This window comes from Cytophagales bacterium (assembly GCA_033344775.1).
Classification (GTDB): Bacteria; Bacteroidota; Bacteroidia; order Cytophagales; family Cyclobacteriaceae; genus JAWPMT01.
Window position 1 is genome coordinate 2,424,766 of the sequence record JAWPMT010000005.1, and the last position, 25,118, is coordinate 2,449,883.

Here is a 25,118-nt window from a genome sequence, read left to right on the forward strand (position 1 = left end):
TATAAATGGTCCACTATTTCATTGGCAATCTCGGTCACTTATTCGTGATCGTTGCTTTTGTCGCCTCATTACTCGCTACGATATCGTACATCCGCGGTGTTCAGGATGATTCCATGAAGCAATTTGGCTCCATTTTGTTTTATGTGCATACGGGAGCTGTCATCGGTATTGTGGTCACACTGTTCCTAATCATCAATCAGCACTATTTCGAGTATCATTACGCCTGGAGCCACACCTCCAAGTTCTTGCCCATCTACTATCAGGTCTCCAGTTTCTGGAACGGACAGGAAGGATCATTCTTACTCTGGATGTTTTGGACAGCCATATTAGGAGTGGTATTGATCCGAACCAACAAAGAATGGAGAGCTCCTGTGATGATCTTTGTTTCATTGACGCAGGTATTTCTTACTTCCATGATCATGGGAGTCGTTTTTCTGGACCTCAAACTCGGTAGCTCGCCTTTTTTACTGCTTCGTGATGTGATCCGGGATCCCGTTTTTGCGATGAATCCCGAATTTGTACCGGAAGACGGCAATGGCTTGAACCCCTTGCTTCAAAACTATTGGATGGTCATCCACCCTCCTACTTTGTTCCTCGGATTTGCCAGTACCGTTGTTCCGTTTGCTTATTGTCTCGGTGGTTTGTGGACAGGAAATTTTAAAGAATGGATCCGCCCGGCATTACCCTGGGCTCAGTTTTCTGCACTGGTACTTGGAGTAGGTATTCTCATGGGTGCTTACTGGGCTTATGAAACCCTGAACTTCGGTGGCTACTGGAACTGGGATCCGGTGGAAAATGCCATCTACGTGCCCTGGCTTACGCTCGTTGCTGCGATCCACACGATGATCGCTTACAAGAAAAACGAATCAGCGCTGAAAGCTTCCATCCTCATGGTGATTGCGACATTTGTCCTGATCCTTTATTCAACCTTTTTAACTCGTAGTGGCATTTTAGGAGAAACCTCTGTGCATTCATTCACAGATCTGGGACTTCAGGGACAATTGCTACTTTACCTGTTTGCATTCCTTATTTTGTCAATTGTTCTCTGCGTAAAAATTTGGAAACGGATACCTGCTACTGAAGAAGAGACATCCATGTACAGCCGGGAATTCTGGATTTTCATGGGGGCCACAGTACTGTGTCTGATGGCTTTTCAGGTGATAGTGCCTACTTCCATTCCTGTATACAATGATGTGGCCAGTTGGTTCGGAATAGAGTTGAATCTTGCACCACCAGTAGATCAAGTGGCCTACTATACGAAATACCAAATGTGGTTCTCCATTTTCATTGCGCTGCTTTCCGGTACCGGACAATTTTTCTGGTGGAAGAAAATGGATCGTTCAGCATTTGTGAATGAGATCAAAAGCCCATTGCTGATCACTATGGTGCTATCCACCATCATCTTCTTGATTGCCAAAGTGTACGAGCCTTTCTATTTGATCTTATTGGTCTGCTCGGTATATTCCATCGTGGCCAATGGAAAAATCTTATTAGGTCTCAAACGAACCAATTTGAAATTAGCTGGTGGCTCCGTAACACACATTGGCATCGCCATGATGCTCATCGGTATTTTATTCTCTTCAGGATATTCAAAGATCATTTCCAAGAACAATACCGGGCTACTTTGGAGCAACGAATTACCTGATGAAGTCAATCAGGATAACCTGCTGTTATTTCTCAACGAACCTCGACAAATGGGAGACTACTCTCTGACTTATCGGGGGTTGCGAAAGAAAACCAGAGAGCATGGATTTGTAGACATTGACTACCTCGTGAATACCAACCATCCGCTGAAAGTACAGGTCATTGATCCTTTCATTTCTATCGAGGGAGACAGCATTGCACGTGGAGACACGTTGAACCTGATCAATGGAGAGAACAGCTATTTTGAGGTAGTGTATCAAAAAGCGGATGGCAAAGTGTTTACCTTGTTCCCTCGGGTACAGCAAAACAAAAAAATGGGTACGGTGTATTCGCCAGACATCAATCGTACCTCAACAGCAGATCTGTATACGCACGTGCGTGTCTACCCCGACCCAGAACAAGAACTGACCTGGAGCAAAACGGATACGGTCGAATTGCAGATGGGGCAGACCTTCTTTGTGAATGATTATGCCGCTCAGTTTACCGGAATAGAGCCCATGAAATCAATCGCAGGTTTCGACATTGCACCGGGGGATCTGGCGGTAAAGGCATTCCTGGAAATACAGGGAGAGTTTGAAACATATAGAGCAGAACCCATATACTTGATTCAGAACCGGATGGCAGGTAGAATCCCGGATGTGATCAATGACATTGCATCAAAGTTCACGATCCTTTCCATCAACCCGACAACCAATACTTTTTCATTCGCATTGAATACCACACAGAAAGATTGGATCATTATGGAGGCTGTAGAAAAACCATGGATCAACATTCTTTGGATCGGCACCTTCCTGATGGTATTTGGGTTTGTCATAGCTATCATGCGGCGGTATTCGGAATTCATGAAAATGCGGGACAAAGGCGTTGAATAGCTACAAGACGGTCAGCATCATCGGTAGTGGCAATTTGGCTTTCCACCTTTCGAAAGCCATTATCAATTCCACTACCTACAAGCTCCAGGGGATTTTTGGAAGAACCGAAGCGCGTGTCAAACGCCTGGCAGATCAGGTCGGTTGTGAATTTGACATGCTCGATGAGCCGTACCAGTTTGCCTCGGATCTGGTCATTCTATGTGTGAGTGATGATGCCATCAAAGAAGTACTGGATGTCAATCAATTTCCTGAAGAAACACTTGTGATCCACATTGCCGGATCAGTGCCCCTTAGTATTTTCGAAGCACATGATGTACAAAATGGAGGTGTCTTTTATCCTCTGCAGACATTCTCAAAAACGCGGGAAATTGATTTTAGCGACGTTCCGATTTTCATAGAAGCACAACAACTCGAATCCTTACAAGAGCTTCAGGCCCTCGCATTTGACATTGGCGGCACCTATCGGGAACTGGATTCTGATAAAAGGCTCCAACTACATCTAGCCGCCGTATTTGCCTCCAATTTCACCAACAGCCTGATGGTCGGAGCTGAGTCACTTCTGAAGGATATAGGTCTGGAATTCCGGGTATTATACCCGCTACTAATAGAAGTGGTTGAAAAAAGCGCACGCATTGGACCTGTCGCCGCACAAACAGGTCCTGCAAAAAGATCGGATCTTGAAACCTTGAAAAAACATGAGGAATCTCTAAAAAATGAAGAAATGCGGCAACTTTATCGCCTCATGTCCGATTTAATTCGTAGGCAGAGCAATGAATAGTTAAGTGAAAGCAGTTCAAAAAACGGTCTTTGGCTTTCTCAAAGCCAGTCGTATCCCTAACCTTCTGATCATCGGGGGTACTCAGATGGCCACTGCCTTCTTTCTATTGCAACAAAATATCCTTGACATTCGATTCCTCCTACTGGTGGTCAGTACTATCATGATCGCTGCTGCCGGATATATCATCAATGATTATTACGATCAGAAAATCGACATGGTCAATCGCCCTCAAAGGGTCGTTGTGGGTGTGGAGTTGAGCAGAAGGCCTGCCATACTGGCGCACGGATCGGTCAGTATTCTAGGCATTTTACTGGGCTTTTGGGTAGATCCTCTGGTCGGGTTATTGCACGTTTTTTCATCCTCACTACTTTGGTACTATTCCAACTACCTCCGAAGATTACCCCTCATCGGTAACGTTTCTATTTCCTTACTTAGCGGTCTGTCCATTATGATCGTACTCGTGTTCTTTAAGAGTGCCCATAAAATTGCTTTTATCTACGCTTTGTTCGCTTTCCTCATGGTACTCATCAGAGAAGTATTAAAAGATATTGAAGATGTGAAAGGAGATGAAGCTTTTGGCGTTCAGACTGTCCCCGTGATCTGGGGCATCCGAGGAGCGAAGTTTCTGATCTATCTGGTGGTTATTTCCGGCAGTGCCTTGTTAGTCTATCTGTTGATTACCTATCAAAATGTCATCCTAAGGTTCTACTTTCTGGGATTAACGCCCCTATTCATTTGGTTCATTTATATGTTGATCCGCGCCGATACAAGGAAGCAGTTTCGTCGATTACATTTATTTTGCGACACCATTGTATTCTCTGGTTTACTTAGTTTACTGTTTCATTGATCTACATGCATAAAATCGCTGTTTTCGCATCGGGTAGTGGTACCAATGCCCAAAACCTGGCTGACTATTTTTCAGATAACCACCAAATTGAAATTGCGAAAATCTACTCCAATCGGGCTAGTGCATTTGTCCACGAAAGGGCGAAAAGGATGGGAATTCCAAGCACCACATTTACACGAGAGGAATTTAAATCCGATGCGTTTGTTCGTCAATTGAAAGAAGAGGGTATTAATTGCATCGTACTGGCAGGTTTTCTTTGGCTCATTCCAGCATCATTAATTAAAGGGTTCGATCAAAAGATCATCAACATCCACCCTTCTTTGTTACCGGCATTCGGTGGCAAGGGCATGTATGGCGGTCATGTCCACGAAGCCGTAGTTGCGAGTGGAGCTACCGAGTCCGGCATTACTATTCATTTGGTCAATGAAAAATATGATGAAGGCAAAGTTCTTTTTCAGGCCAAAACAGCCGTAACAAGTATCGATGACCCAGACTCACTGGCTGGTCGCATCCATGAATTGGAATATGAACACTTCCCAAAAGTGATTGAAAAATATCTACTGGAAGGCAATTTGTAAGCCAGGTAATCAGCAACCCATTAAATTGCATTCACAGAAATCAAGCGTATGGCAAACCTGAAGCAGCAAAAGATCTTTTATCTATCACTGATCATCGTGTTATTGGTGACCTTGGGGTTTACCAGCTACTATTTGCTGGGAGGTTTTAAGCCCAGAGAAGTCGTAAAAGTCGGCCCGCAAAAAAGAAATATCGTCGGTAAATCATTCAAGGGTTTCTATAAGCATCCTGATCTCGAACAGATATGGATTGAAAATCGGGAACTCCTGGAATCGGGAGATGTTCCCGGAACTTTTGCCGTGATTACCTATCAGAATAGCTCACTGGACAATGATGAAGTCCAGCAGTTTATCGGAATAGCCATTGATGGAGGCATGGCAGAAATCCCCGTGGGTTTTGAAGTGAAGGAACTGAAAATGGAACAACGACTTATGATCCCCTTGCTCATGCATCCGCTGGTAAGACCTTCTCCAAGAACCATCGAGGGATTGTTCAATGATTTCGCCCAAAAAGAAGGTCATGAACTCGGAGACTTTACCCTCGAATTGCATTTCGAAGACAACAGCATGATCGTGGAGATCCCGATTATCGATTAGCTTCCTGAAACCTTTCTACTCGTAGGGCTACATTCTCACGGATATTCATATAGAATAAGTTGTAGTCGACCACATGGTATCTTTTCCAGTTCATCAGGAAATTGCCAAAAAACTTCGGCTTGCTGATCCACAATATCCCCTGATGATTTTGCGCATCATTCAACTCTGAGTGGATCTTCCTATAATTCCTTAGTACGCCACCCTGGTTTTTAGATGCCGGCGCATAGGTTTCGTCCACTTTCCAATTGAGGGGATTGACATTTAAGGCATTGTGATAGGTGGTTCGAAAACTTGCTGGATAATAGTCTTTCGCATAGGTATTCCAGGTAACCCAACACCCTGTATCGTCCGCATTCGCACAAGGTGAAATTTTGTCAAACAGATCCCACTGCAAGGGCATCCCAATAATATAGGCAGCTATCAATTGCTCCTGGAGAGGTTTGTTTTCTATATAATCCTTAATCAATCGTGCAGCATGCAGCGTGCCCTGACTATGTGAAGCGATGATCAAATTCCTCCCCTGATTCCAATTTTCCAAATAATGTTCAAATGCCTTTTTCACATCCTCATAAGCATGGTCCAGCGCTTTTTGCTTCAGAATAAGGTCTTTCGTCAAAAACACGTTGTAGTGCGCCTGGCGATACCTGGGTGCATAGACCCTGGCAGATCCATTGAATACTGATGCCTGATTTTTGATGGTCGACTCATCTATTCTCTTATTGAGCTTTTGGTCATTGAGGTCTGCGTTCCACGGGTTTTCAGGTGCCTGCTTACCTGTGTAAATGGTAGGATGCACAAAAAACACATCAACTCGCGCGTCAGCCTGACCATCCTTGAGCTCACCCGCCTTCCCCGGCACAAGATCCGCCGCATCTTGCTGATCTGGGTGTCCGGCCCACATGGCCAAATCAGTATAATCCGGAGCAGTTGGCAGTTTCTTCAGATCTTCAATCCCGTATTTATCAACCTTCTTCTGGGCCCCGGCAATCAGCGAACAACTAAAAAAGAGTAAAAGGAGAGGTAGTTTCTTCATGTTTGGAAATGATGTGACAAGATGTAGAATCTTGGCTAATTATCTCGTCATCAACGCGACATGAATTAAAAACGTCATGACCGGAGATTGTTTTAGTTTTATGAAAAAAAGTGCGTCATGAAACGAAACCCGACCTATCTCATTGCAATTTGCCTGATGCTATTATCGGCCTGTAGTACACCGAAATCCGAAGAGCAGCAATCAACAGCAGAAGCTACCACGCCAGCAGTAGAAGTGCCGAAAGGGGAAATCACCTACTCGGCGGATACCATCGACATGAAAGGCTATTTTGCCACAAATGCGGCAGCTGGTGCTAAAGTTCCAGGGATTCTCGTCATCCACGAATGGTGGGGTCACAATGATTACGCACGAAAAAGAGCAGATATGCTCGCGGACCTTGGGTATGTCGCACTGGCCATCGATATGTATGGAGACGGCAAAGTCGCTGAACATCCTCAAGATGCCGGAAAGTTCTCTGGCATGGTCTTCCAAAACCTGGATCAATCAAGGGCAAAATTCGAAGCTGCATTGAAAACATTACAGGATCATCCCAATGTGGATCCTGATAAAATTGCGGCTATCGGCTATTGTTTCGGAGGTGCCGTAGCGATCAACATGGCCAATGCTGGATATGACCTGGATGCAGTCGCAGCATTTCACAGCAGTTTAGGAATGGCATTTCAACCCAATGCCGAAACCTTAAAGGCAAAAATTTTGGTTTGCAATGGCGCGGATGACCCATTCATTTCAGAAGAATCCATTGTCGCTTTCAAACAAGCTTATGAAAGCTTTGGTACAGACATGAAATACGTCTCCTATCCAGGGGCTGTGCATAGCTTTACTAGCAAAGAAGCAGATGCCAACGGAGAAAAGTTCAATTTACCTCTTGCATATAATGAGGAAGCAGATGCAGCTTCGTGGAAAGAAATGCAAGAATTATTTGCATCGGTATTCTGATCAATCAACGATTCTTTTAAACCGCTCACCGAAAAGGCTAGTGGAAACATGGATTCGATTGTATTTTGCAGATAATTTTTTAAATTATTTTGAGAATATTAAGTTTTGAGCATGATCCGGGTTTTTACTATCCTTTTCTTATTCATGGTCAGTCTGCCTGCGTTGGCACAGCAGCCTGATAATTATTCGGATTATTCCTATCTCTGGGAAAACTCCAAAGAAGCCCTCAAAGCCAAAAAGAAGGCTGAAAAACAACGCCTCAAAGAGCTCAAGAAACTCCAGAAATCAGGTAGTATTCCAACAGATGTCACACCTGCTGACACCACACAAAACCCCGCAGAAAACCTGAATGTATCTGCGGATAGCACTACCGTACCTCAGGACTCTTTGCAGCAAGAAAGTGTTACCCTCTCCGACAGCCTACAAACGCAACCTAAGGATAGTTTACAAACCCAACCCACTGACAGCTTCCAACAAGAAGCACTCTCGGAAACGGAAATTGCCACAGATTCGTTGGAGCAATCTACTACTCCCGAAAAGGTAGATGGTCAGTCCAAAGGCGAACCACAAGAACCGGTGATAGAGACCCCAATAGAAGAAAAAGCGCCTGAAGTTGAAGATCTGGAACCGGCGGTTGAAGAAACAACAGAAGGTATCCCGCTAGAAGAAGAAACGATAGTTGAAGATCCTTCGGCCGAGGAAGAAACACCAATTAAGCCAAAAGAAAAGAAGAAAGTAGCGCCCATGGGCGACTTCAGGAGTGGTCTGCCCAATAGTTCGCCCAGTCAGGTAAATGCGGGATTGACCTTCACCCAAATTGACGGTCAAAACTATGTAGGAATGATCCTCAATCCGGAATTCTCAATCGGGAAAGTCGGTGTGGGACTCAATGTACCAATCCTGTACGGTCTGGATGATCAGAAGGTACGAACAGATATTTTTGAAGATGGTGTAGGTGCTGCTCGACTCATTACTTATTTAAGATATGGCGTCCAAAAACGAGATCCGGTTTACTTCCGTGTGGGCCAATTGGATGGCATCAGCATTGGATTTGGTGGCCTGGTGAACAACTACACCAACAGTACCAGTCTTGAGAAACGAAAATTGGGCTTACACCTGGATTTCAATTGGCGTGGACTGGGAGGAATAGAGGCCATGTACTCTGATTTTGATCCCGCTTCTCAAAACTTATTGGTGATCCGACCTTATGCCCGGCCACTGGCCACTACTGGCATTCCAATCATTAGGACCTTTGAAATTGGTGCCACATTTGCAAGTGACAAAGATCAAACAAGTATTGCATCTACAGATAGCACGTCTACATCATATGCATTGACAGAAGATGGAATCAGTGCCTTTGGCATTGATGCAGGATTTACGGTCTGGAAAATTCCATTCATTCAGGTCGATGCTTTTTTTACCTACTCTAAGCTCAGTCTTTTAAAAGGTGGCTTGTCAGATTCCCTCTCGGTATTAGCCCAAACCGATGACAGGCTTATTTTGAGAAACTATGCTGATGGCAGTGGTTGGAGTTATGGAATGAATTTCCGACTCAATTTTATTGCCGACCTGTTCCATACGGATATTCGAATCGAGCGTTTGAGTTATTCACAGCATTTTATCCCTCAGTTTTTCGACTTTAATTATGAATTGAATAAAGATACCCGGATATTCTCAACCGTCGGGGCAGAAAAAAAATCAGGAATTTATGGTAGCCTAACCGGACATATCTTACAGAAAGTCCGATTAGGCGGAAGCTTGCTCATTCCCGACAATGTCAGTGAAACAGCACCAGCAGTGATCCAACTGAATGCGACCGTGGACCGACTGGCCAACAAGTTTTCTATTCATGCTTTGTACCTTAAAGGAGGCCTGGCCGATCTGAGCGATGCCTTCAAACTCGATGAGCGATCCATTGCGAAAGTTCGATTTGCCTATCACATGAACAATTGGCTGGTAGTTGGTACCGATTACTATTGGGCCTTTACCCCAACCGCAGATGGTTCCATAGAAGCTACCGAGTATGTTTCTCCTTACATTGGAGTTTCGATACAGTTTTAAACTTCGATAAGCTTGATTTATAACAGAATGTTATTCTTTCACGAATCTGAAAAATCTTGTTTGCTGGGTACCTACTATTCTCAGAAAATAGGCTGCGGCTTTTAGTTTAGAAACATCTACCTCTGGAGATCCTAATTGTGCTTGGCTAAACTTCTTTTTCATGACGAGTCTACCCTTCAAATCATAAATCTCAAGGGCTTGATAGGGAATCAAACCGAACATCTCCATGCCAACCAGATTGAGCGAAACTGGTAATTGACTATTCTCCGCCGCAATATCCCAGTTCGTAAATGCTTCAAGGACTTGTGGGTTAGGTTCACCCATATATTGAGATTCCCATACAGGGGGCCTTCTTTAAAAAAGTCGACATTTTTAGTCCAGGGATCGTCCAATGATCTTCTGATAAAAGTTTTGGGCTCATTGGTTTTATTACCGGAAAGTTTGAGTTCAACCGATCCTCCCTTCAGTTTTCCATTTTCTTCGTATCCCAGAAAAGTCAAATAAGCGTACAAAGGCGCTTTCGCGGGACAGGTAATGTCATGTGCTAGTAAGCTCACGCTTTGTTGCTTTATTTCTTCTTGTGTAATTAATAGGTGAAGCGGCTTGGCATGAAGCATTTTTTCTTCCTCACCTGCCGTAAAATACAATTCACAAACCAAGGGTAATTCATTGGACGTTTCCGTGATTTTGAAATGAATCGCTTCAATGAATCCTTTTTTAGCCGATTCACCCATCTCAATTCTAAACTTCTGTGAATAGTCCTCACGAAAGGCGGTGTACATCTGAGACCAAAAAGCTGATCTTTTGAATCCCATTTCTTTCTTTCGTGATAGTCGGCTGGCAGTGGCGGTCACCGTATTTAGTTCGATCAATTGTTCCTGAAGTACGATTTCCTGGTCACTGCTAATCCGGACAACAGGAAGTTCGCGCCTTTCGTAACCAATCGAGCTAAACACCAGTGTATCTGAAGCATTTTGAGTCAGTTGGAATGTCCCATCTCGATTCGAATAAGTTCCAATAGTCGTGCCTTTGTACCATACATGTACGAACGGAATAGAGGCCCCTGATCCATCCTTAATTGCACCCGCTACTTCCTGGGCTTGAATGTTGAAAAAACCGAATAAACCAACGGCAAGAAATAAGATTCTTGAAAGGCGTTTCATAGTTGTTAAGCGCTAATATGGCTCAAAGAAAAAAGGATTTTCAGAAAAACCAGCGTTCAATTACCACACGTGGATCTTTCCTTCACCATCGATCATGATCTTGTCTTTGTTCACAGGTACCACGACTTTGAAGGATTTATCCACGACTCCTAGAAGAAAAGATTTTTTGTGTTTCACGATAGCATAGCCTGCGGTAAATGGACTGATCAAGTAATTTTTCACAGGCCCATGAGTTCCAAGGTGATCCCCTCCGGAGGAGAAAAAGGAACTCAGTTCTTCGTAATGATCCCCGCGATCAAGTAAGGCAGGTGAAACCACTTCATTACCCAACAGGTCCATATAGCCTACACGATCTCCAATCCTGATTTCTGCCCATTCTTTGTCGTTCTTGTTAAAAGCTGAGATCTGATCGTATTTTGGTGCAATCACTTCTTTTCCGGTTTTGTCAATGAAGCCATAGCGCCCGTCTTTCTCCACCATGGCCCAGTACCGATGCTTCCCGCCAAAAGATTCGATGCGGTGATATTTCGTAGGTGTCACTTCCTTCCCTGTACGATCGATGAACCCTACCAGTCCATTTTTTTCCACCCTCGCCAGGTGGCGGGTATACCTGCCAAAGGATGCAATTTGTGTGTATTCCGGGGTAACTACTTCAGTCCCGGTTTTGTCAATGTAACCATAGAGGCCATTTCGCTGTACTTTGGCCCAACTCACGCCTGACTGATCGAAATGGAATATCCGATCATATCTCAAAGGAACCACCTCCTCGCCCGTCGCGTCGATGAACCCATACAATCCATTTCGGGAGACCAGGGCCCAATTCAGGCCATATTGTCCGTAGGAACCGATCTGATCATATTGCACGGGTACCATCAATTTCCCTGTTCGGTCAATGAAACCCAACAAGCCGTTTTTCTCTACCATGGCCCAGTTTTTCCGCTTATTCCCAAAAGCATGGATTCGCTCAAATTCAGGCTCGACCAACACCTTTCCCAGCCGGTCGATGAACCCATAGAGATCATCCTTGATGACCAGGGCTAAGGACCGGCCGTGACTATCGAAATGATAGATGCGGTCGTATTGTGGAGCAACTACTACCTGACCAGTCCGATCAATGAATCCTCGCTTGTCGTCCTGGATCACCAGCGCCCATTGGTCATTGCCATAACTGCCGAAATTGCCGATGTAATCAAATGTTTGTTTTGTCGTGTCTTGCTGGGCACTTAGTGTAAAGCTGTTCAGGCAAAGAGCGATCAATACCCAGCACCGGAGGAAAAGTAAGTTTTGCATGCCTTATAGACACGCTGGATTGGAAGGGGTTTCCCGGAAATGAGAATATGGCAGGAAATAATTATCAATTACAAAAAAGCCCCGCTAACTAAGATCGTCGTACCATAATTTCTCGGTTTAAGTTCCGAAAGAAACCGAAAAATATCCGGTATCTCTTTTGACGATCTTTCCCAATTATTAATCCTGTTGAAGCTGAATTACTTTTCGTATAATGTCCATTTCGACAGGCTCAATGTGACTTTGACGTGACCAAAAATAAAATCCCGGCTGGAGGCCGGGATTTAGATGTATTATTTGAACATAAGTATTGACTACTCACCCAAAAACGGATAACGATAATCCGTAGGAGGAACGAATGTTTCTTTGATCGTTCTTGCACTGGTCCAACGTAACAAGTTCATCATCGCACCTGCTTTGTCATTGGTTCCAGAACCTCGGGCCCCTCCAAATGGCTGTTGTCCTACTACTGCACCCGTAGGCTTGTCATTGATGTAGAAGTTACCAGCTGCATTGCTCAATGCCTTTGTAGCATATTCTGCTGCGTATCGGTCCTGAGAGAAAATAGAACCTGTCAATGCATATGGAGAGGTATCATCTACCACTTTCAGGATCTCTTCGAATTGATCTGGCTCATACACATGGATGGTCAATACCGGCCCAAAGATCTCTTCACACATGGTTCGGTATTTTGCGTCTTTCGCTACGATTACGGTTGGGTTCACGAAGTAACCTTTGCTACCATCGTAATCTCCACCAGCGATGATTTCTACATTTGGATCATTTTTCGCCTGATCGATGTATCCAGTGATTTTTTTGAAGGCACGCTCATCAATGACCGCATTCACGAAGTTCGAGAAGTCCTCCGTTCCACCAACTTTGAAGGAAGCAATGTCTGCTACCAGGTATTTCTTCACATCTTCCCAGATGTTGCCAGGAATGTATGCACGAGAAGCCGCGCTACATTTTTGCCCCTGGTACTCGAAAGCACCACGGGCCAATCCAGTTGCTACTTCTTTGGCTTTTGCTGAAGGATGCGCTACTACGAAATCTTTTCCGCCAGTTTCTCCAACGATCCTTGGATAGGATTTGTACGCATCGATGTTGGTTCCGATGGTTTTCCACAGGTGTTTGAATACAGCTGTACTTCCTGTAAAGTGCAGGCCTCCAAAATCAGCGTGATTGAAGATCACATCACCTGCGACCGGGCCATCAACCAATACCAGATTAATCACACCATCAGGAAGACCTGCTTCCTTGAAAACTTCCATGATCACCTGAGCAGAATACACCTGGGTGTATGCAGGCTTCCAAACCACGGTGTTGCCCATCAAGGCAGGAGCTGCAGATAGGTTACCAGCAATCGCCGTAAAGTTGAAGGGAGTAATGGCGAAAACGAATCCTTCAAGTGGGCGGTATTCCAATCGATTCCAGATGCCAGGTGCAGACTCAGGCTGGATGGCGTAAAGCTCCTGCATGAAATGCACGTTGAACCTCAAAAAGTCGATGAATTCACAAGCGGCATCAATCTCTGCCTGGAACGCATTTTTCGATTGAGTCAACATGGTCGCTGCGTTGATCCTTGCTCTATATGGGCCAGCAATCAAATCAGCGGCTTTCAGGAAAATACTGGCGCGGTGCTCCCAGCCCAGGTTTGCCCAGGCTTCTTTGGCATCCATTGCCGCATCTACTGCCTTTTGCACGTGAGAAGCATCTCCTTCGCTAAAGTGCCCTAAGGTATGCTGATGATCGTGAGGGGGGCTCATTCGGACTTTGGTATCCGTGTGGATCTCCTCGCCACCAATGTACATGGGCACGTTGATTTCCTGCGCACGAGCATCTTTCAATGCTTGTTCCAGTGCTGCTTTTTCCGGAGAGCCAGGGGCATAGCTCAATACCGGTTCGTTTGTCGGTGAAGGTACCTTGTAGATTCCTTTGGGCATATCAATGTTGAGGTTTAATGATTTGCAATTTTCAGGCTGCAAAATTAGTCAATTGACTTAGCAACAACAGGATTTTCAGAGATGTTCCATGATTGGCTTTTTGGGAGAGCAATATATCTGAGGAGTCCCTTAACTGAATGCAATAAAATTTAATTGTGGTACCAAAATGGCCTCCTTGAGAACTATTGAGGCAAGACGTATCGTCGATCTTCCCCACTTTTCCATCGAGCGTGGTTCTAGCAACTAAAATAGGTGCACTTGATGGTGTCCTCACTATCAAGAAATGAGTACTGCTTATGTTTTTCGTCGGTGAGACACCAATGAAGGCGATAGCTTCAAAGTATCAAGCAATGCCCTTTTTGGTGTTTTCACCAAAAAGTCAAAGAATGCAAATTATCCATCGGTGATAACACCGACAGAGGCTAGAAAGGCCTTTCAAAAAAGACTGCCATCTTTTTTGAAAAGATCACTATGTTTTTCGAAATGAACGAGACGTTTTTGAAAAAGATCACGACGTTTTTCTGAACTGACCTATGCCCTTGATCGCGCCCTCACCGTCAAGAAAAAGGACTACTTATGTTTTTCGTTGGTGAGACACCAACGAAGGCGAAGGAGATTCCACTACGATTATACTGTAATACGCGGAAAAATAAGCTACGCTATCAGGTAATCCTGGAGTGACGACTTCATGTTAAAGCTCTTCCATCACCTGAGCGATCTCTTCCAGGTGCTTCACTTTCCAGCAATTCTCCGGCGCTTCCTCTTCCTCCTTCGTGTACCAGATCGTTTTCCACCCCAAGGTCAAAGCACCTCCGATATCTGTAGCTCGGTTATCACCGATCATCACAACATGCGCTGCTTGTGCACGTGCTTCTGTCAGGGCCGTATTAAAGATTTCCGCACTGGGCTTCCGGGCCTTCGCAGATTCCGATGTAACCATGATCTCAAAATATTTATCCAGGCCCGTTTTTGCCATCTTGATTGCTTGTGTATCGGAAAAGCCATTAGTAATGATCCCCATCTGATAAACAGGCTTCAAGTGCTCCATGATCTCATATGTGCCCGGCATCACAGCAGTCTTGTGCGGACAAACTTCCATGAATTGATCGGACATTTGTTCTGCCATTTTTTTATCGTCCAGGCCAACGTCAGAAATCACCTGGTAAAATCGCCGTTCCCGGATATCATCCCGGCCGATTTTTCCATGGTTATAGAGGTGCCACAATTTTTCGTTGTGGACCAGATAGGTCTGAAAGAATTCCTCCGCCGAGGAGAAACCTCGATCCAATCGGAAGTCATCGTAAATTTCGAAAAGCGTCTCGCGCGCATTGGTATCATAATCCCAAAGGGTATGATCCAGGTCGAAGAAAATAGTTTTTACAGGCATTAAGAACGATAATCTTTAGAAGCTATTTTGTTAATGGACAACTCTCGATTGGCCTTCATGGTTTGATGCAATTCCAGGTCTTTTTGGAGCACTACATCCTTATGCAGAAACTCAAAAATTCGGGCCACCAGGTCGGAAACTTCCTCCTTGATACTATACAAGACCCATTGATCTTTCTTTCGAGCATTCAGCAAACCGGAATTCTTAAGATAGGTAATGTGCCTTGACGTTTTCGTCTGGGTGAAATCAAGCATCAATTCAAGATCGGAGATACTCAACTCTCCGGCATTGTACAGCAGGTGCAAAATCCGAACCCTGGCTTCATCAGAGAAGGCTTTGAAAATCTGCGCACCAAGTGTAAGGCTGAAGTTCTTGAGTCTCATTTTAATGAATGACAAAGTAAAGATAAGCACGTCACGACCGAGGTACATTTAGGAATTTAATTCGCCAATTTTCAACCAATAAGGACCGTTTAAGGTTTTTTAAGAAATATATGCGAGCCGATTGCATTATTTTTGATCTACTTCGCGTAGAAAATCGTAGAGTAATAAAAGATAGTCGAGAATTGTCATTCCGAAAATTCATATTGATCCCATTCCTTCTCATGGGGTTCCTGGCATTGGCTCAGGAAGAACAACGGCCTAATGTGGTCCAGTTGACGGGTGTCGTTTTTGGAATGGACAGTACCGAGGTTATTCCTGGTGTTCACGTTTACACCCCACTTGGAGGGCGTGGAACGACCACCAATGTATATGGATTTTTCTCTCTGCCAGTATTAGAAGGCGACAGCCTGGTATTTAGTTCCGTGGGTTACAAGCGAGCCTCGTACGTGGTTCCGGAACACCGCGAAGACAATAGCATCAGGGTCATCGTGACACTCGAAGAAGACATCACCTATCTGGATGAACTAGAAGTATTCCCTTATCCTTCAGAAGCCGTTTTCAAAGCAGCAGTGCTGGCAGTGGAGTTACCTGATCAGCGTGATTATGACAACCTTCAGCGCTTGCTCAACAGCGATGTGTTGCGAGAAGCCTATTGGGAATTACCCGCAAGTGCCAACATGAACCACCGGTTTTTCATGCAACAGCAACAGCAAGCCATTGCCAATCGCTTCCAACCTGTAGCCAATCCCTTGCTGAATCCATTCGCATGGCGTGATTTCATCCGATCGCTCAAAAAGAAAAAGAAGTAGATCCTACCTCTTAATGGAATACTTGTAGTTTCTAAAGTGTTTTGAAACAATGAACGATTACCTACAGGAAACTTATTATTTCGATTATTCCGACGAAGGCATTCAATCACTGGTCCAGGACCTGAAAGAACTGCCCATCCATGAGAAAATTGGCAAGCTTTTTCTTAAGGTAAGAGATCAGTGGCGATACAATCCTTTTGTCATTTACATGAGTAAGGAGAAATACAAAGCAAGTTTCATCGCCTCCAACCCAGAAGGACATTGCATTGATAAGTCCAGTTTGTTCATCGCAGGACTCAGGGCTTTGGGAATTCCAGCCAGATTGAGGCTGGCCAAAGTCATCAATCATATCGCGGCCGAAGGACTAACTGCTAAATTGGGAACCCATTACATCGCTCCTCATGGCATTGCAGAAGTACATGTCGATGGAAAGTGGCTAAAAGCCTCAACTGCCTTCAACAAAACCCTTTGCGACAAATACAATGTGGACGCCCTGTATTTTGATGGCTCAGAAGATTCCATGCTGCAACCCTACAATCGCGACGATCTGCAATACATGGAATACGTAGAGGATTACGGCCACTTTACTGATGTGCCTTACGACTTCATCGTGGAAACCTTCAATAACCAATATCCGGACATCAATATAGAAGTCTCTGATCAGGGAAGGATTTTGTTTTAGACAAGCACATTTCTAGTGCCTCATTGTGCTTAGGAATTTCTGTGTTTCGTAGAAATCAATTGCATGTGCTCTCCAAACAGGCTCTACAGCCAAAATGTAGATACAGAGTACGTTGAGGCTCTCGCCTGCCTACCGGCAAGGTAGGAAACGGATGTCACCCCTCCCAATCAGCCGCTACCTTCTGCACTTTGTTCCATACCCGGAACGTATTCTTATAGCATATCTTGGCAATGTCTTTTTTCGAGTAACCTCTTTCCAGCAATTCACGGATCAAATTAGGGAAAGTCGATACATCCTTAAGGCCTGTAGGTAAGCTATCACCTACACCATCATAATCCGAACCAAATCCCACATGATCAATACCCACCAGGCTTACCACATGGTCAATGTGATCTGCTACTTTTTCGACATCCTCAAACTGCTTGTTGGCCTTCATGTACGATTCCGCATATTCCTGATACGCTTCATCGTCTTGTGACAATCCTTTCTCTGCCCGGTAATTCACAAGATGTTCACGGATTTCCGAGATATTGTCTTGATATTCTTTTGATAAGAAACTTGAGCCAAAATTGATGTGGATCACCCCATCGTTCTCACCAAGCAACTTGATCATATCATCGTCCATGTTACGCTCAAAACCTGGAGTAAATTTCCTTGCTGACGAGTGTGATGCGATCACAGGTGCTTTCACGATTTTCATCACATCATAAAATGCTTTATCCGATACGTGAGAGATATCTACCAGCATGCCAAGCCGATTCATCTCTTTTACCACTTCCTCTCCAAAGGGACTTAGGCCATCCCATTTATCGTCCGATTCGTCATAAGAAGAATCACAGATCTGGTTATCAGTAGCGTGGGTAAGGGTGACGTACCGGATTCCACGATTGAAGAAATATTCAACATTGGCCAGGTCATCTTCTATTGGTGCGCCATTTTCCATGCCCATGGGCAAGGAGATCAAACCTTTTTTGAAGTTTGCTTCTATGTCCTGCGGCGAATTAGCCAAGGCAAAGAGTTCCGGGAACTCATCCGGTAGCTGGCTTACCATATCAATCAAGGAATCCGCAAAAGCTTTGGCTCCACCAGTTTGTTGATAGCGTGAAGGAATATAAATGGACATGAACGGCGCATCCAGCCCTCCTCTTTTGGCCTTGGGATGGTCGAAATTGCCGGTAGTTTCAACAGAAACATCTTCAATTTCCTTTTTGACCATGAATCCTTTGACCACCATGCGGAAAGGCAAGTCGACATGTCCATCAACAATGATATTTTTCTTGGCGAGGGCTTCCGCCTGAACCGCTAATTTGTCGTTTTGAGCTTGTGCAACAAAGCAAATGGCAAGGCATGCCACTGCTAGTAAAGATCGATACATAAAAAACCAGGTTAATTGCTAATTCCAAAATCTCCGTTTTCTACGGAACATCTCGAAATTCCTGGCAAACAAAATCATTTTCATCTGCTTTCGGGAGATTTTTTACAACAGCGGCAGCAAATGGAGTCAATAATTGAACATAAGAGGTCGTAACCACTTACCCCGTAACAAATTCAATTTCTATCTCACCATTCGATTCCAACACTTTGTCACGAACTGCTTTTGCAAATCTTATGACAGCATGAGACCAACCTATACACGTGTCTACCTGTTCATCCATTTTAGGGTGATATCTCATCATCCATTGTTCGATGGATTCATACGTCGAAAGAAAATTTTCACATAGGCTATTCGCCTTCTGAAGTTGCTCATCCAATGATTGGGCAAAAGCGATATCCTCAGGATGATCATCCGGCGAGGTTTTCCACTCAGCTTCGTACCCCTGAGGGTATAAATCCCGCAACACTTTTATCCAGGCCAGGACATGGCAATAGGCCTGATGGCATGTCTTCTGATCGATTTTTTTCAAAAACACATAAGAACCACCACCCAGGATCTCTTCAAAGGACAATTCCTCTCCTGTCTCTAAATACTGACCTGGATATAGTTCATCTAAATCGCACTCACATTCTTCCAGCGCTCGGTAGGATCGGTCACCTATTTCAATCCCGTCAAGCTTTACGGCTTCCGAGGATTGTTCCGCCTTCCAGCAAGCCGTGATGAAACGTTTGATACCCATATATCAAACTTATAAAGAAGGGCTCTTTTGACGGAGATTGATCCACATAAATTACTTAATTCAGATTTCCTTTTAATCCCTTTCGCTGCGCTTCATTCCTCTAAAGGGTAAGGTCGAAAATCAAAATGAGCTCCTTCCAGAGATAGGGCAAAACCAATTGATTTTCTAATCTTTAAAGTAGAAATTACCTAGTAATTTTGTTCAATGGGAAGTGAATCTGTGGCGAACTATTTAGAAGGATTAAATCCTCCTCAATACGAAGGAGTGGTAAACACCGAAGGTCCATGCATGATCATCGCTGGTGCTGGTTCGGGCAAAACGAGGGTACTCACCTATAGAATTGCGCATTTGATCCGGGAGCATAAAGTAGATCCATTTTCCATCATGGCACTGACCTTTACCAACAAGGCGGCCAAAGAAATGCAACACCGGATCGGTACGGTAGTGGGTACGGATGCCCGCAATCTTTGGATGGGTACTTTTCACTCCGTATTCTCCAGATTGCTGCGAGCGGAAGCCCATAGATTGGGCTATCAGAGCAACTTCACCATTTATGATACCGACGACTCGAAAACACTGATCAAACAGATCGTCAAAGAGTTTGCGCTAGATGACAAGTTGTACAAACCCAACGTGGTTTATAACCGTATCTCAGGCGCGAAAAACCGATTGGTTTCCTGGCAGGAGTATACTCAGAATCCGATCTACTATGAGGATGACCTGGCCAACATGCGTCCGGAAATGGGGCGGATCTACAAGGCTTATGTCATGCGCTGCTTCAAGGCCGGCGCGATGGATTTTGATGATCTGCTGTTCAACACCAACGTACTCTTTCAGGAACATCCGGAAGCATTGAATACCTATCAGCAGCGCTTCAAATACTTCCTGATCGACGAGTTTCAGGACACCAATATTTCACAGTACATGATCGCACGCCGATTAGCAGCGGTACGACAAAATATTTGTGTAGTGGGTGATGATGCACAAAGTATCTATGCCTTCCGTGGTGCTGACATCCAGAACATCCTGAATTTCGAACGGGACTATCCTGACTTGAGAACCATTAAGCTGGAGCAAAATTACCGGTCTACCCAGACCATCGTGAAGGCTGCCAATTCGGTCATCCATAAGAACAGTGCGCAGCTGAAGAAAGAGGTTTGGACCTCTAACGAAGAGGGCGAGCTCATCGAACTGATCAAGGCGACTTCTGATAACGAAGAAGGGAAGTTGGTGGCCAGTGCGATTTTCGAAACGAAGATGCAAAGTCAGGCACCTAACAATGACTTTGTGGTCCTGTACCGCACCAACAGCCAGTCTAGAGCCATTGAGGAAGCCCTACGCAGAAACAACCTGAAATACCGCGTGGTAGGTGGGCTGTCTTTCTATCAGCGTAAAGAGATCAAAGACATCCTGGCATATCTGCGTTTCATGATCAATGCCAATGATGAACAAGCGATGCGCAGGGTCATCAACCTTCCTAAACGAGGGATTGGTCCAGGCACCGTAGAAAAACTTATTGTAGCGGCTAATGACCATGATATGCCCTTGTGGGATGTCATGGAAAACGCCACCAAATTCATCGGTGGCCGTGGCGGGCAGCAAGTACAGGACTTTACCGTGCTGATCAAAAGCTTTAGATTGACTGCTGAGAAAAAGGATGCCTACGATACCGCAGCATTGGTCGCGAAGAATTCGGGAATCTTACGTGATTTGTATGAAGACAAGACCGTAGAAGGACTCAGTCGGTACGAAAACGTTCAGGAACTCCTGAATGCGATCAAAGAATTTACTGACGATCCATCAAGAGAAGATACTTCTATCAGTGCGTTCCTTCAGGATGTAGCCTTGCTGACGGATGAAGATCGTAACAAAAGCACTGAGGATGCCGTCACGCTAATGACCATCCACATGGCCAAAGGGCTAGAGTTCAATTATACGTTCATCGTTGGGTTAGAGGAAGAGCTGTTTCCTTCTCAAATGATGTTGCAAAGCCGGGCTGACCTGGAAGAAGAGCGAAGATTATTCTACGTAGCTATTACCAGGGCGAAGCAAAAATTATTCCTGAGTTATGCCCTGAACCGCTATCGTTTTGGTCGTCTTAAAAACTGTGAACCGAGCCGGTTCCTTGAAGAGATCAGCCCTGAGTTCATCAAAGTCAATCGTAAATTCTCCAACTCGGATCCGATTTCACCTTCTATGAATTATGTCACGAAAAATTTCGTGAGCAACATGAAGCGGCAGAACACCGATAAGCGATTTGCAAATGCGGTGCATCACAAGCCGAGTTCGGACTTCAAAGCCAGCGATACCTCCAAGCTCGCTGTGGGCATGAAGGTCGAGCATCCGAAGTTCGGATTTGGGGTAGTGGCCCTGATCGATGAGCAGGGTTCTAACCGAAAAGCCAAGGTCAACTTTGATCAGGCAGGTGAGAAAACGTTGCTGCTTTCTTTTGCCAAGTTGCGGATTTTGGAGTAAGCCTATACTTCGACAAGGCCAGTGTGACAGGCTCATTCCAACGAGCTCAATTTGAAAGGCTCACTTTGGCAAGCTAAGTTTGGTAAGCCCAGATTGAAAGATCTTCTATTCCTCCTCCTTTGAACCCGCGTACAATTTGTACTGCTGGAATTTACATTCCAACGCACCATTGAATAGTGGGATTTTCCTTGAAGGGGCCAATCGGATGCTTTTGAGTGCCTGGATGTTCGAGCTGAGTACCCAGGCTTCAAATCCCTGATAGTTCTGCTTAAACAAATCACTCATCTGTTTGTAGAAGTCGATCATATCCCCTTCTCCGATCCGTTCGCCATAAGGTGGGTTAGTGATCAGCATGCCAGAATCCCATAAGGGTTTATGATTTTCAAAAGCGACTTCTCGAACCTTCACCTGAGTTCGCAAATCCAGGCTTCTCAAAGAAGACTTGGCCATGGCCACAGCCCTGGGATCAATATCTCCGCCACTGATGTCCAGTGGTGATTTCCGCACCTTCGCATCGGATTCATTTTTGACCCGATTCCAGATCGTCGGATTGAAATCCTGCCAGTTACGGAAACCAAAATTTCGCCTTAAAATCTGCGGAGGAATATTACAAGCCTTCATGGCTGCTTCAATCAGGAGTGTTCCGGTTCCACACATCGGATCAACCAGGGGCTTGGATTTGTCCCAGCCTGCTAATTGGAGCATCCCTGCGGCCAGCACTTCATTCAAAGGGGCCGCATGACCTCTTCCCCGATAGCCTCGCTGATTTAAGGACTCTCCCGAGCTGTCCATGGAAATCGTAAACCGATCTTTCCACCCATGCAGATCAAACTGCACATCCGGACTCTTAGGGTCAACCGATGGCCTTCTGCCCGTCTTATCCCGGAACTGATCCGCAATCGCATCCTTCATGACAAGCGTCGCAAATTTCGAATGCTTGAAGAAATCAGAGAAGACACTGTTATCGATTGCAAAGGTCTGATGTGTATTAAGTACATCGGACCAGTCGAATGTTCTCACCTGTTCATAAAGCTCCTTCTCACTTTTCGCATGGAAAGTATGGATCGGAATCAATATCCTAAGTGCCGTTCTCAGATTGTAATTGGCTGTGTATAAAAAAGGTAAATTCCCTTCACAAGCCACCGCCCTTTTGATCGGTTTGATGTTTTCCGCGCCTAATTCCTTCAATTCTTCCGCGAGGATATCCTCCAGGCCAAATAGGGTTTTTACAAGTAGCTTCAAGGTATTTCGGTCTTTTTGTTTAAAACAAAAGAAGCCGCCCTTTGAGGCGGCCCTTTGATAGTTTATGTACTTACTCGTTCTTAAAAGAACTTGTAACGCTCATCTACGATATCCGCAAAATCAATCGCTACATCGTAGATATTTTGATCAATTACAGGTGCTTCTCTTCGCTTGAATGACCTTCTGTTGTTCAAAACAGATAATTGATAAGCATCATAGTTATCCAAATCAGCGGCCATGTTCTTATCGCTCAAAGAAACGATCATCACACCATTATCCACTTTGAATGGAGCTGTTTGCTCACCAGATTCCAATGCGAACGCCAATCCTACTGCATTCGGTGCATAGCCCACATTAGCAATGGATGTGCTGCTCAGGTTGATATCAGCAGAGTTCACACGAGCATCGTCTCCATATTGCTCTTGTAATTCTTCCAAAGAGCTTCCACTTAGTGAAGCGAGCTTAGCAATAAGCTGATTCGCTTTCTTCTGATCTCTTACCTTCTTAGTGATCTCATTTCGAACATCATCCAGGTTAGCAGTTCCTTTTTCCTGTGTGCTGGTCGCTATAGCGATGATGTATTTATCGTCCGTCTCAAATACTTCAGATACATCACCATCATCGGCTTTGTTGTACAACCAGAAGATCACGTTTCTAGCTTCGTTGATGCTGCCTAGACGCTGATCATTTTGACCAATTTTAGTCGCTTTCTGGATCTCGTAACCTTTATCAGTCGCATTTGTAACAAAATCATCCAGGTTTTTGCTCTCCAATGCAAACTGATCTGCATTTCGATAAATGGAATTTTGTGTTTCGTCACTTACGAAAAGCTCACGTTCGATTTTCGCCACTTTGAAAGACTCATTGGTCTTAGGCTCAGTGACCTTGATGATGTGAAAACCAAAGCTTGTTTCCACCAGCGATGGTAATAATCCTGTGCCTCTGAAGTTGAAACATGCATCTTTGAATTCCTGAACAAAGCTGGAATTCTCTCCAAACCAACCCAGATCCCCACCTCGCGTTCGGGTACCGTCTGTTCCGTGAACTCTGGCCATTTCTTCGAAATTAGTTCCGTTTTTGATGTCTCTTAGGATTTGATTTCCTTGTCTTCTCGCCTCGGCTTTTGCTTCATCGGACTCATCAGTCCATTTGAACAAAATGTGGCTTACCTTCACGAATTCCTCATCACCCGCTACTTTATCCGACAACTTGTAGATGGTATAGGTGTTACCTGAAACGATAGGCTCAGTCACATCACCAACCTCGGCACCTTGCATCTCCGGAGGAAGAGTACCAGCATTGTATGTATTGTAAGGAGCGAATCCTTCAGAGTTGATCGAAGCGAACAAAGAATCATTTTCGCTGGTCAGTAATTCTTCTCTCAGGTCGTTTACTTCCTGACGAACCACTGCACTATCTTCTGCGGAAGGCTTAACTTCAAACACGATGTAGTCTATGTTCTTGCTTTCTTCTGACTGGTACTCATCCGCATGACTATCCAGGTAATCCTGCAATTCGCTTTCAGTTACATCAACAGATGAATCTGCTACGGAAAAGAATGGAACGTAGAGGAAGTCAATCGAAGCAGTGGAATTATTGGTTACATAGTTCCCCTTTGACTCGTACTTATTCGCATAAGTTGTTTTCGCCAACAAATTCTCGTACTTGGTCAACTCTCGGGAAGGACGAAGACTCGCTTCGAAGTTTTTCCAGGGACGCTGATTTTCTACAGGAGCAGAACTGATCTGCTGCAAGAACGTCATCAATTGTTCTTTGTTGAACAAACCAGTCTGAGGGTCTGAGAAATTTCTCTGTACGTCTGGGTGAATGTTTTTACCCTGAACCATTTCGATCATCTCATCATCAGTCACTTCGATCCCTAGTTGATCGAATTGAGGACCGAATACTTTTTTGATGATCAGTTCCTGCCAGGCTTGCTGTCGTATTTGATCGATTGCCTGCGCATTGGGGTTGGTTCCGAATTGGATAAGGTAGTTGTAAGAAAGTCTTTCAACTTCGGCCTGAAATTCTTCATAAGATACTTCGGAGGAGGCCATTTCTCCGATTTCTGTGGAGGCACCGCCTAGCAACACTGAATTTGATTGCAGCAAATCAGTCAAGATGAAAGCTCCCATCGAAAATGCGATGAAGACAATCACGATCTTGCCCATGCGGTTCCTTAAAGTATTAATCAACGCCATTTGTCCGTTCTTGAAAAATTTTTAAGACGGCAAAAATAAGGAGTCGGGGGCAAACGCCCATGACTTTA

The 25,118-nt window shown here is 44.7% G+C and carries 20 protein-coding genes; 10 read left to right on the top strand and 10 right to left on the bottom strand.

Annotated features, from left to right (window positions below; all coding sequences use genetic code 11):
- Positions 1-5 precede the first annotated feature (5 nt).
- From ccsA to R8G66_27870, 5 genes are read left to right on the top strand one after another with little or no spacing between them, the layout of a single operon-like run.
- Positions 6-2,516 carry a cytochrome c biogenesis protein CcsA gene (gene ccsA, locus R8G66_27850; GenBank protein MDW3196218.1) on the top strand — a complete coding sequence of 837 codons (2,511 nt, stop codon included), beginning with the start codon at positions 6-8 and terminating at the stop codon, positions 2,514-2,516.
- On the top strand, positions 2,509-3,294 hold the full coding sequence (locus R8G66_27855; GenBank protein MDW3196219.1) for a DUF2520 domain-containing protein: 786 nt from the start codon (positions 2,509-2,511) through the stop codon (positions 3,292-3,294). The genes ccsA and R8G66_27855 overlap by 8 nt, the downstream gene beginning before the upstream one ends.
- 4 nt (positions 3,295-3,298) lie before the next feature.
- Positions 3,299-4,141, top strand: coding sequence for a geranylgeranylglycerol-phosphate geranylgeranyltransferase (locus R8G66_27860; GenBank protein ID MDW3196220.1), 843 nt, complete (start codon positions 3,299-3,301; stop codon positions 4,139-4,141).
- Positions 4,142-4,146: 5 nt separating this feature from the next.
- Positions 4,147-4,719 carry a phosphoribosylglycinamide formyltransferase gene (locus R8G66_27865; protein ID MDW3196221.1) on the top strand — a complete coding sequence of 191 codons (573 nt, stop codon included), beginning with the start codon at positions 4,147-4,149 and terminating at the stop codon, positions 4,717-4,719.
- Positions 4,720-4,767: 48 nt separating this feature from the next.
- Positions 4,768-5,313, top strand: coding sequence for a hypothetical protein (locus R8G66_27870; protein MDW3196222.1), 546 nt, complete (start codon positions 4,768-4,770; stop codon positions 5,311-5,313).
- Here R8G66_27870 and R8G66_27875 read toward each other — a convergent pair.
- Positions 5,303-6,346: a DUF3089 domain-containing protein gene (locus R8G66_27875; GenBank protein MDW3196223.1), complete on the bottom strand. Its 1,044-nt coding sequence runs from the start codon at positions 6,344-6,346 to the stop codon at positions 5,303-5,305. The genes R8G66_27870 and R8G66_27875 overlap by 11 nt on opposite strands.
- 117 nt (positions 6,347-6,463) lie before the next feature.
- On the opposite strand from R8G66_27875, the gene R8G66_27880 reads away from it, so the two are divergent.
- The gene (locus R8G66_27880; protein ID MDW3196224.1) at positions 6,464-7,303 is read left to right on the top strand and encodes a dienelactone hydrolase family protein; all 840 of its coding nucleotides are present in this window, start codon (positions 6,464-6,466) and stop codon (positions 7,301-7,303) included.
- A 111-nt stretch (positions 7,304-7,414) separates the two neighbouring features.
- Positions 7,415-9,364 carry a hypothetical protein gene (locus R8G66_27885; protein ID MDW3196225.1) on the top strand — a complete coding sequence of 650 codons (1,950 nt, stop codon included), beginning with the start codon at positions 7,415-7,417 and terminating at the stop codon, positions 9,362-9,364.
- A gap of 209 nt (positions 9,365-9,573) precedes the next feature.
- Here the strand turns inward: R8G66_27885 and R8G66_27890 are convergent, their stop codons facing one another.
- The 5 genes from R8G66_27890 to R8G66_27910 all read right to left on the bottom strand — a co-directional run bounded on the left by R8G66_27890 (position 9,574) and on the right by R8G66_27910 (position 15,527).
- The gene (locus tag R8G66_27890; protein MDW3196226.1) at positions 9,574-10,527 is read right to left on the bottom strand and encodes a carboxypeptidase-like regulatory domain-containing protein; all 954 of its coding nucleotides are present in this window, start codon (positions 10,525-10,527) and stop codon (positions 9,574-9,576) included.
- Between the two features lie 60 nt (positions 10,528-10,587).
- Complete coding sequence (locus R8G66_27895) at positions 10,588-11,817, bottom strand: WG repeat-containing protein (protein MDW3196227.1); 1,230 nt, start codon at positions 11,815-11,817, stop codon at positions 10,588-10,590.
- Between the two features lie 311 nt (positions 11,818-12,128).
- Entirely contained in the window at positions 12,129-13,757 is a 1,629-nt protein-coding gene (gene pruA / locus R8G66_27900; protein MDW3196228.1) for an L-glutamate gamma-semialdehyde dehydrogenase, read from the bottom strand.
- A gap of 691 nt (positions 13,758-14,448) precedes the next feature.
- Positions 14,449-15,144 carry a YjjG family noncanonical pyrimidine nucleotidase gene (locus R8G66_27905; GenBank protein ID MDW3196229.1) on the bottom strand — a complete coding sequence of 232 codons (696 nt, stop codon included), beginning with the start codon at positions 15,142-15,144 and terminating at the stop codon, positions 14,449-14,451.
- Entirely contained in the window at positions 15,144-15,527 is a 384-nt protein-coding gene (locus R8G66_27910) for a metalloregulator ArsR/SmtB family transcription factor (protein MDW3196230.1), read from the bottom strand. Before R8G66_27910 ends, R8G66_27905 begins: the two co-directional genes overlap by 1 nt.
- 182 nt (positions 15,528-15,709) lie before the next feature.
- Here R8G66_27910 and R8G66_27915 point away from each other — a divergent pair, with 182 nt between their 5' ends.
- The gene (locus R8G66_27915; GenBank protein ID MDW3196231.1) at positions 15,710-16,336 is read left to right on the top strand and encodes a carboxypeptidase-like regulatory domain-containing protein; all 627 of its coding nucleotides are present in this window, start codon (positions 15,710-15,712) and stop codon (positions 16,334-16,336) included.
- A gap of 49 nt (positions 16,337-16,385) precedes the next feature.
- A complete protein-coding gene (locus R8G66_27920) occupies positions 16,386-17,018 on the top strand; it encodes a transglutaminase family protein (protein ID MDW3196232.1) in 633 nt (210 codons plus the stop codon).
- Between the two features lie 154 nt (positions 17,019-17,172).
- Here R8G66_27920 and R8G66_27925 read toward each other — a convergent pair whose 3' ends face one another.
- Both R8G66_27925 and R8G66_27930 read right to left on the bottom strand, forming a co-directional pair.
- Positions 17,173-18,393 (bottom strand): dipeptidase, encoded by a 1,221-nt coding sequence (locus R8G66_27925; GenBank protein MDW3196233.1) that lies wholly within the window; start codon positions 18,391-18,393, stop codon positions 17,173-17,175.
- A 157-nt stretch (positions 18,394-18,550) separates the two neighbouring features.
- Positions 18,551-19,132, bottom strand: a complete 582-nt coding sequence (locus tag R8G66_27930) for a hypothetical protein (GenBank protein MDW3196234.1) — start codon at positions 19,130-19,132, stop codon at positions 18,551-18,553.
- 204 nt (positions 19,133-19,336) lie between these two features.
- Here R8G66_27930 and R8G66_27935 point away from each other — a divergent pair, with 204 nt between their 5' ends.
- Entirely contained in the window at positions 19,337-21,607 is a 2,271-nt protein-coding gene (locus R8G66_27935; GenBank protein ID MDW3196235.1) for a 3'-5' exonuclease, read from the top strand.
- 105 nt (positions 21,608-21,712) lie between these two features.
- Here the strand turns inward: R8G66_27935 and R8G66_27940 are convergent, their stop codons facing one another.
- Together R8G66_27940 and R8G66_27945 are read right to left on the bottom strand one after the other, a co-directional pair.
- Positions 21,713-22,849: a THUMP domain-containing protein gene (locus R8G66_27940; protein MDW3196236.1), complete on the bottom strand. Its 1,137-nt coding sequence runs from the start codon at positions 22,847-22,849 to the stop codon at positions 21,713-21,715.
- 80 nt (positions 22,850-22,929) lie between these two features.
- On the bottom strand, positions 22,930-25,050 hold the full coding sequence (locus R8G66_27945; protein ID MDW3196237.1) for a peptidylprolyl isomerase: 2,121 nt from the start codon (positions 25,048-25,050) through the stop codon (positions 22,930-22,932).
- Between the last annotated feature and the right edge of the window lie 68 nt (positions 25,051-25,118).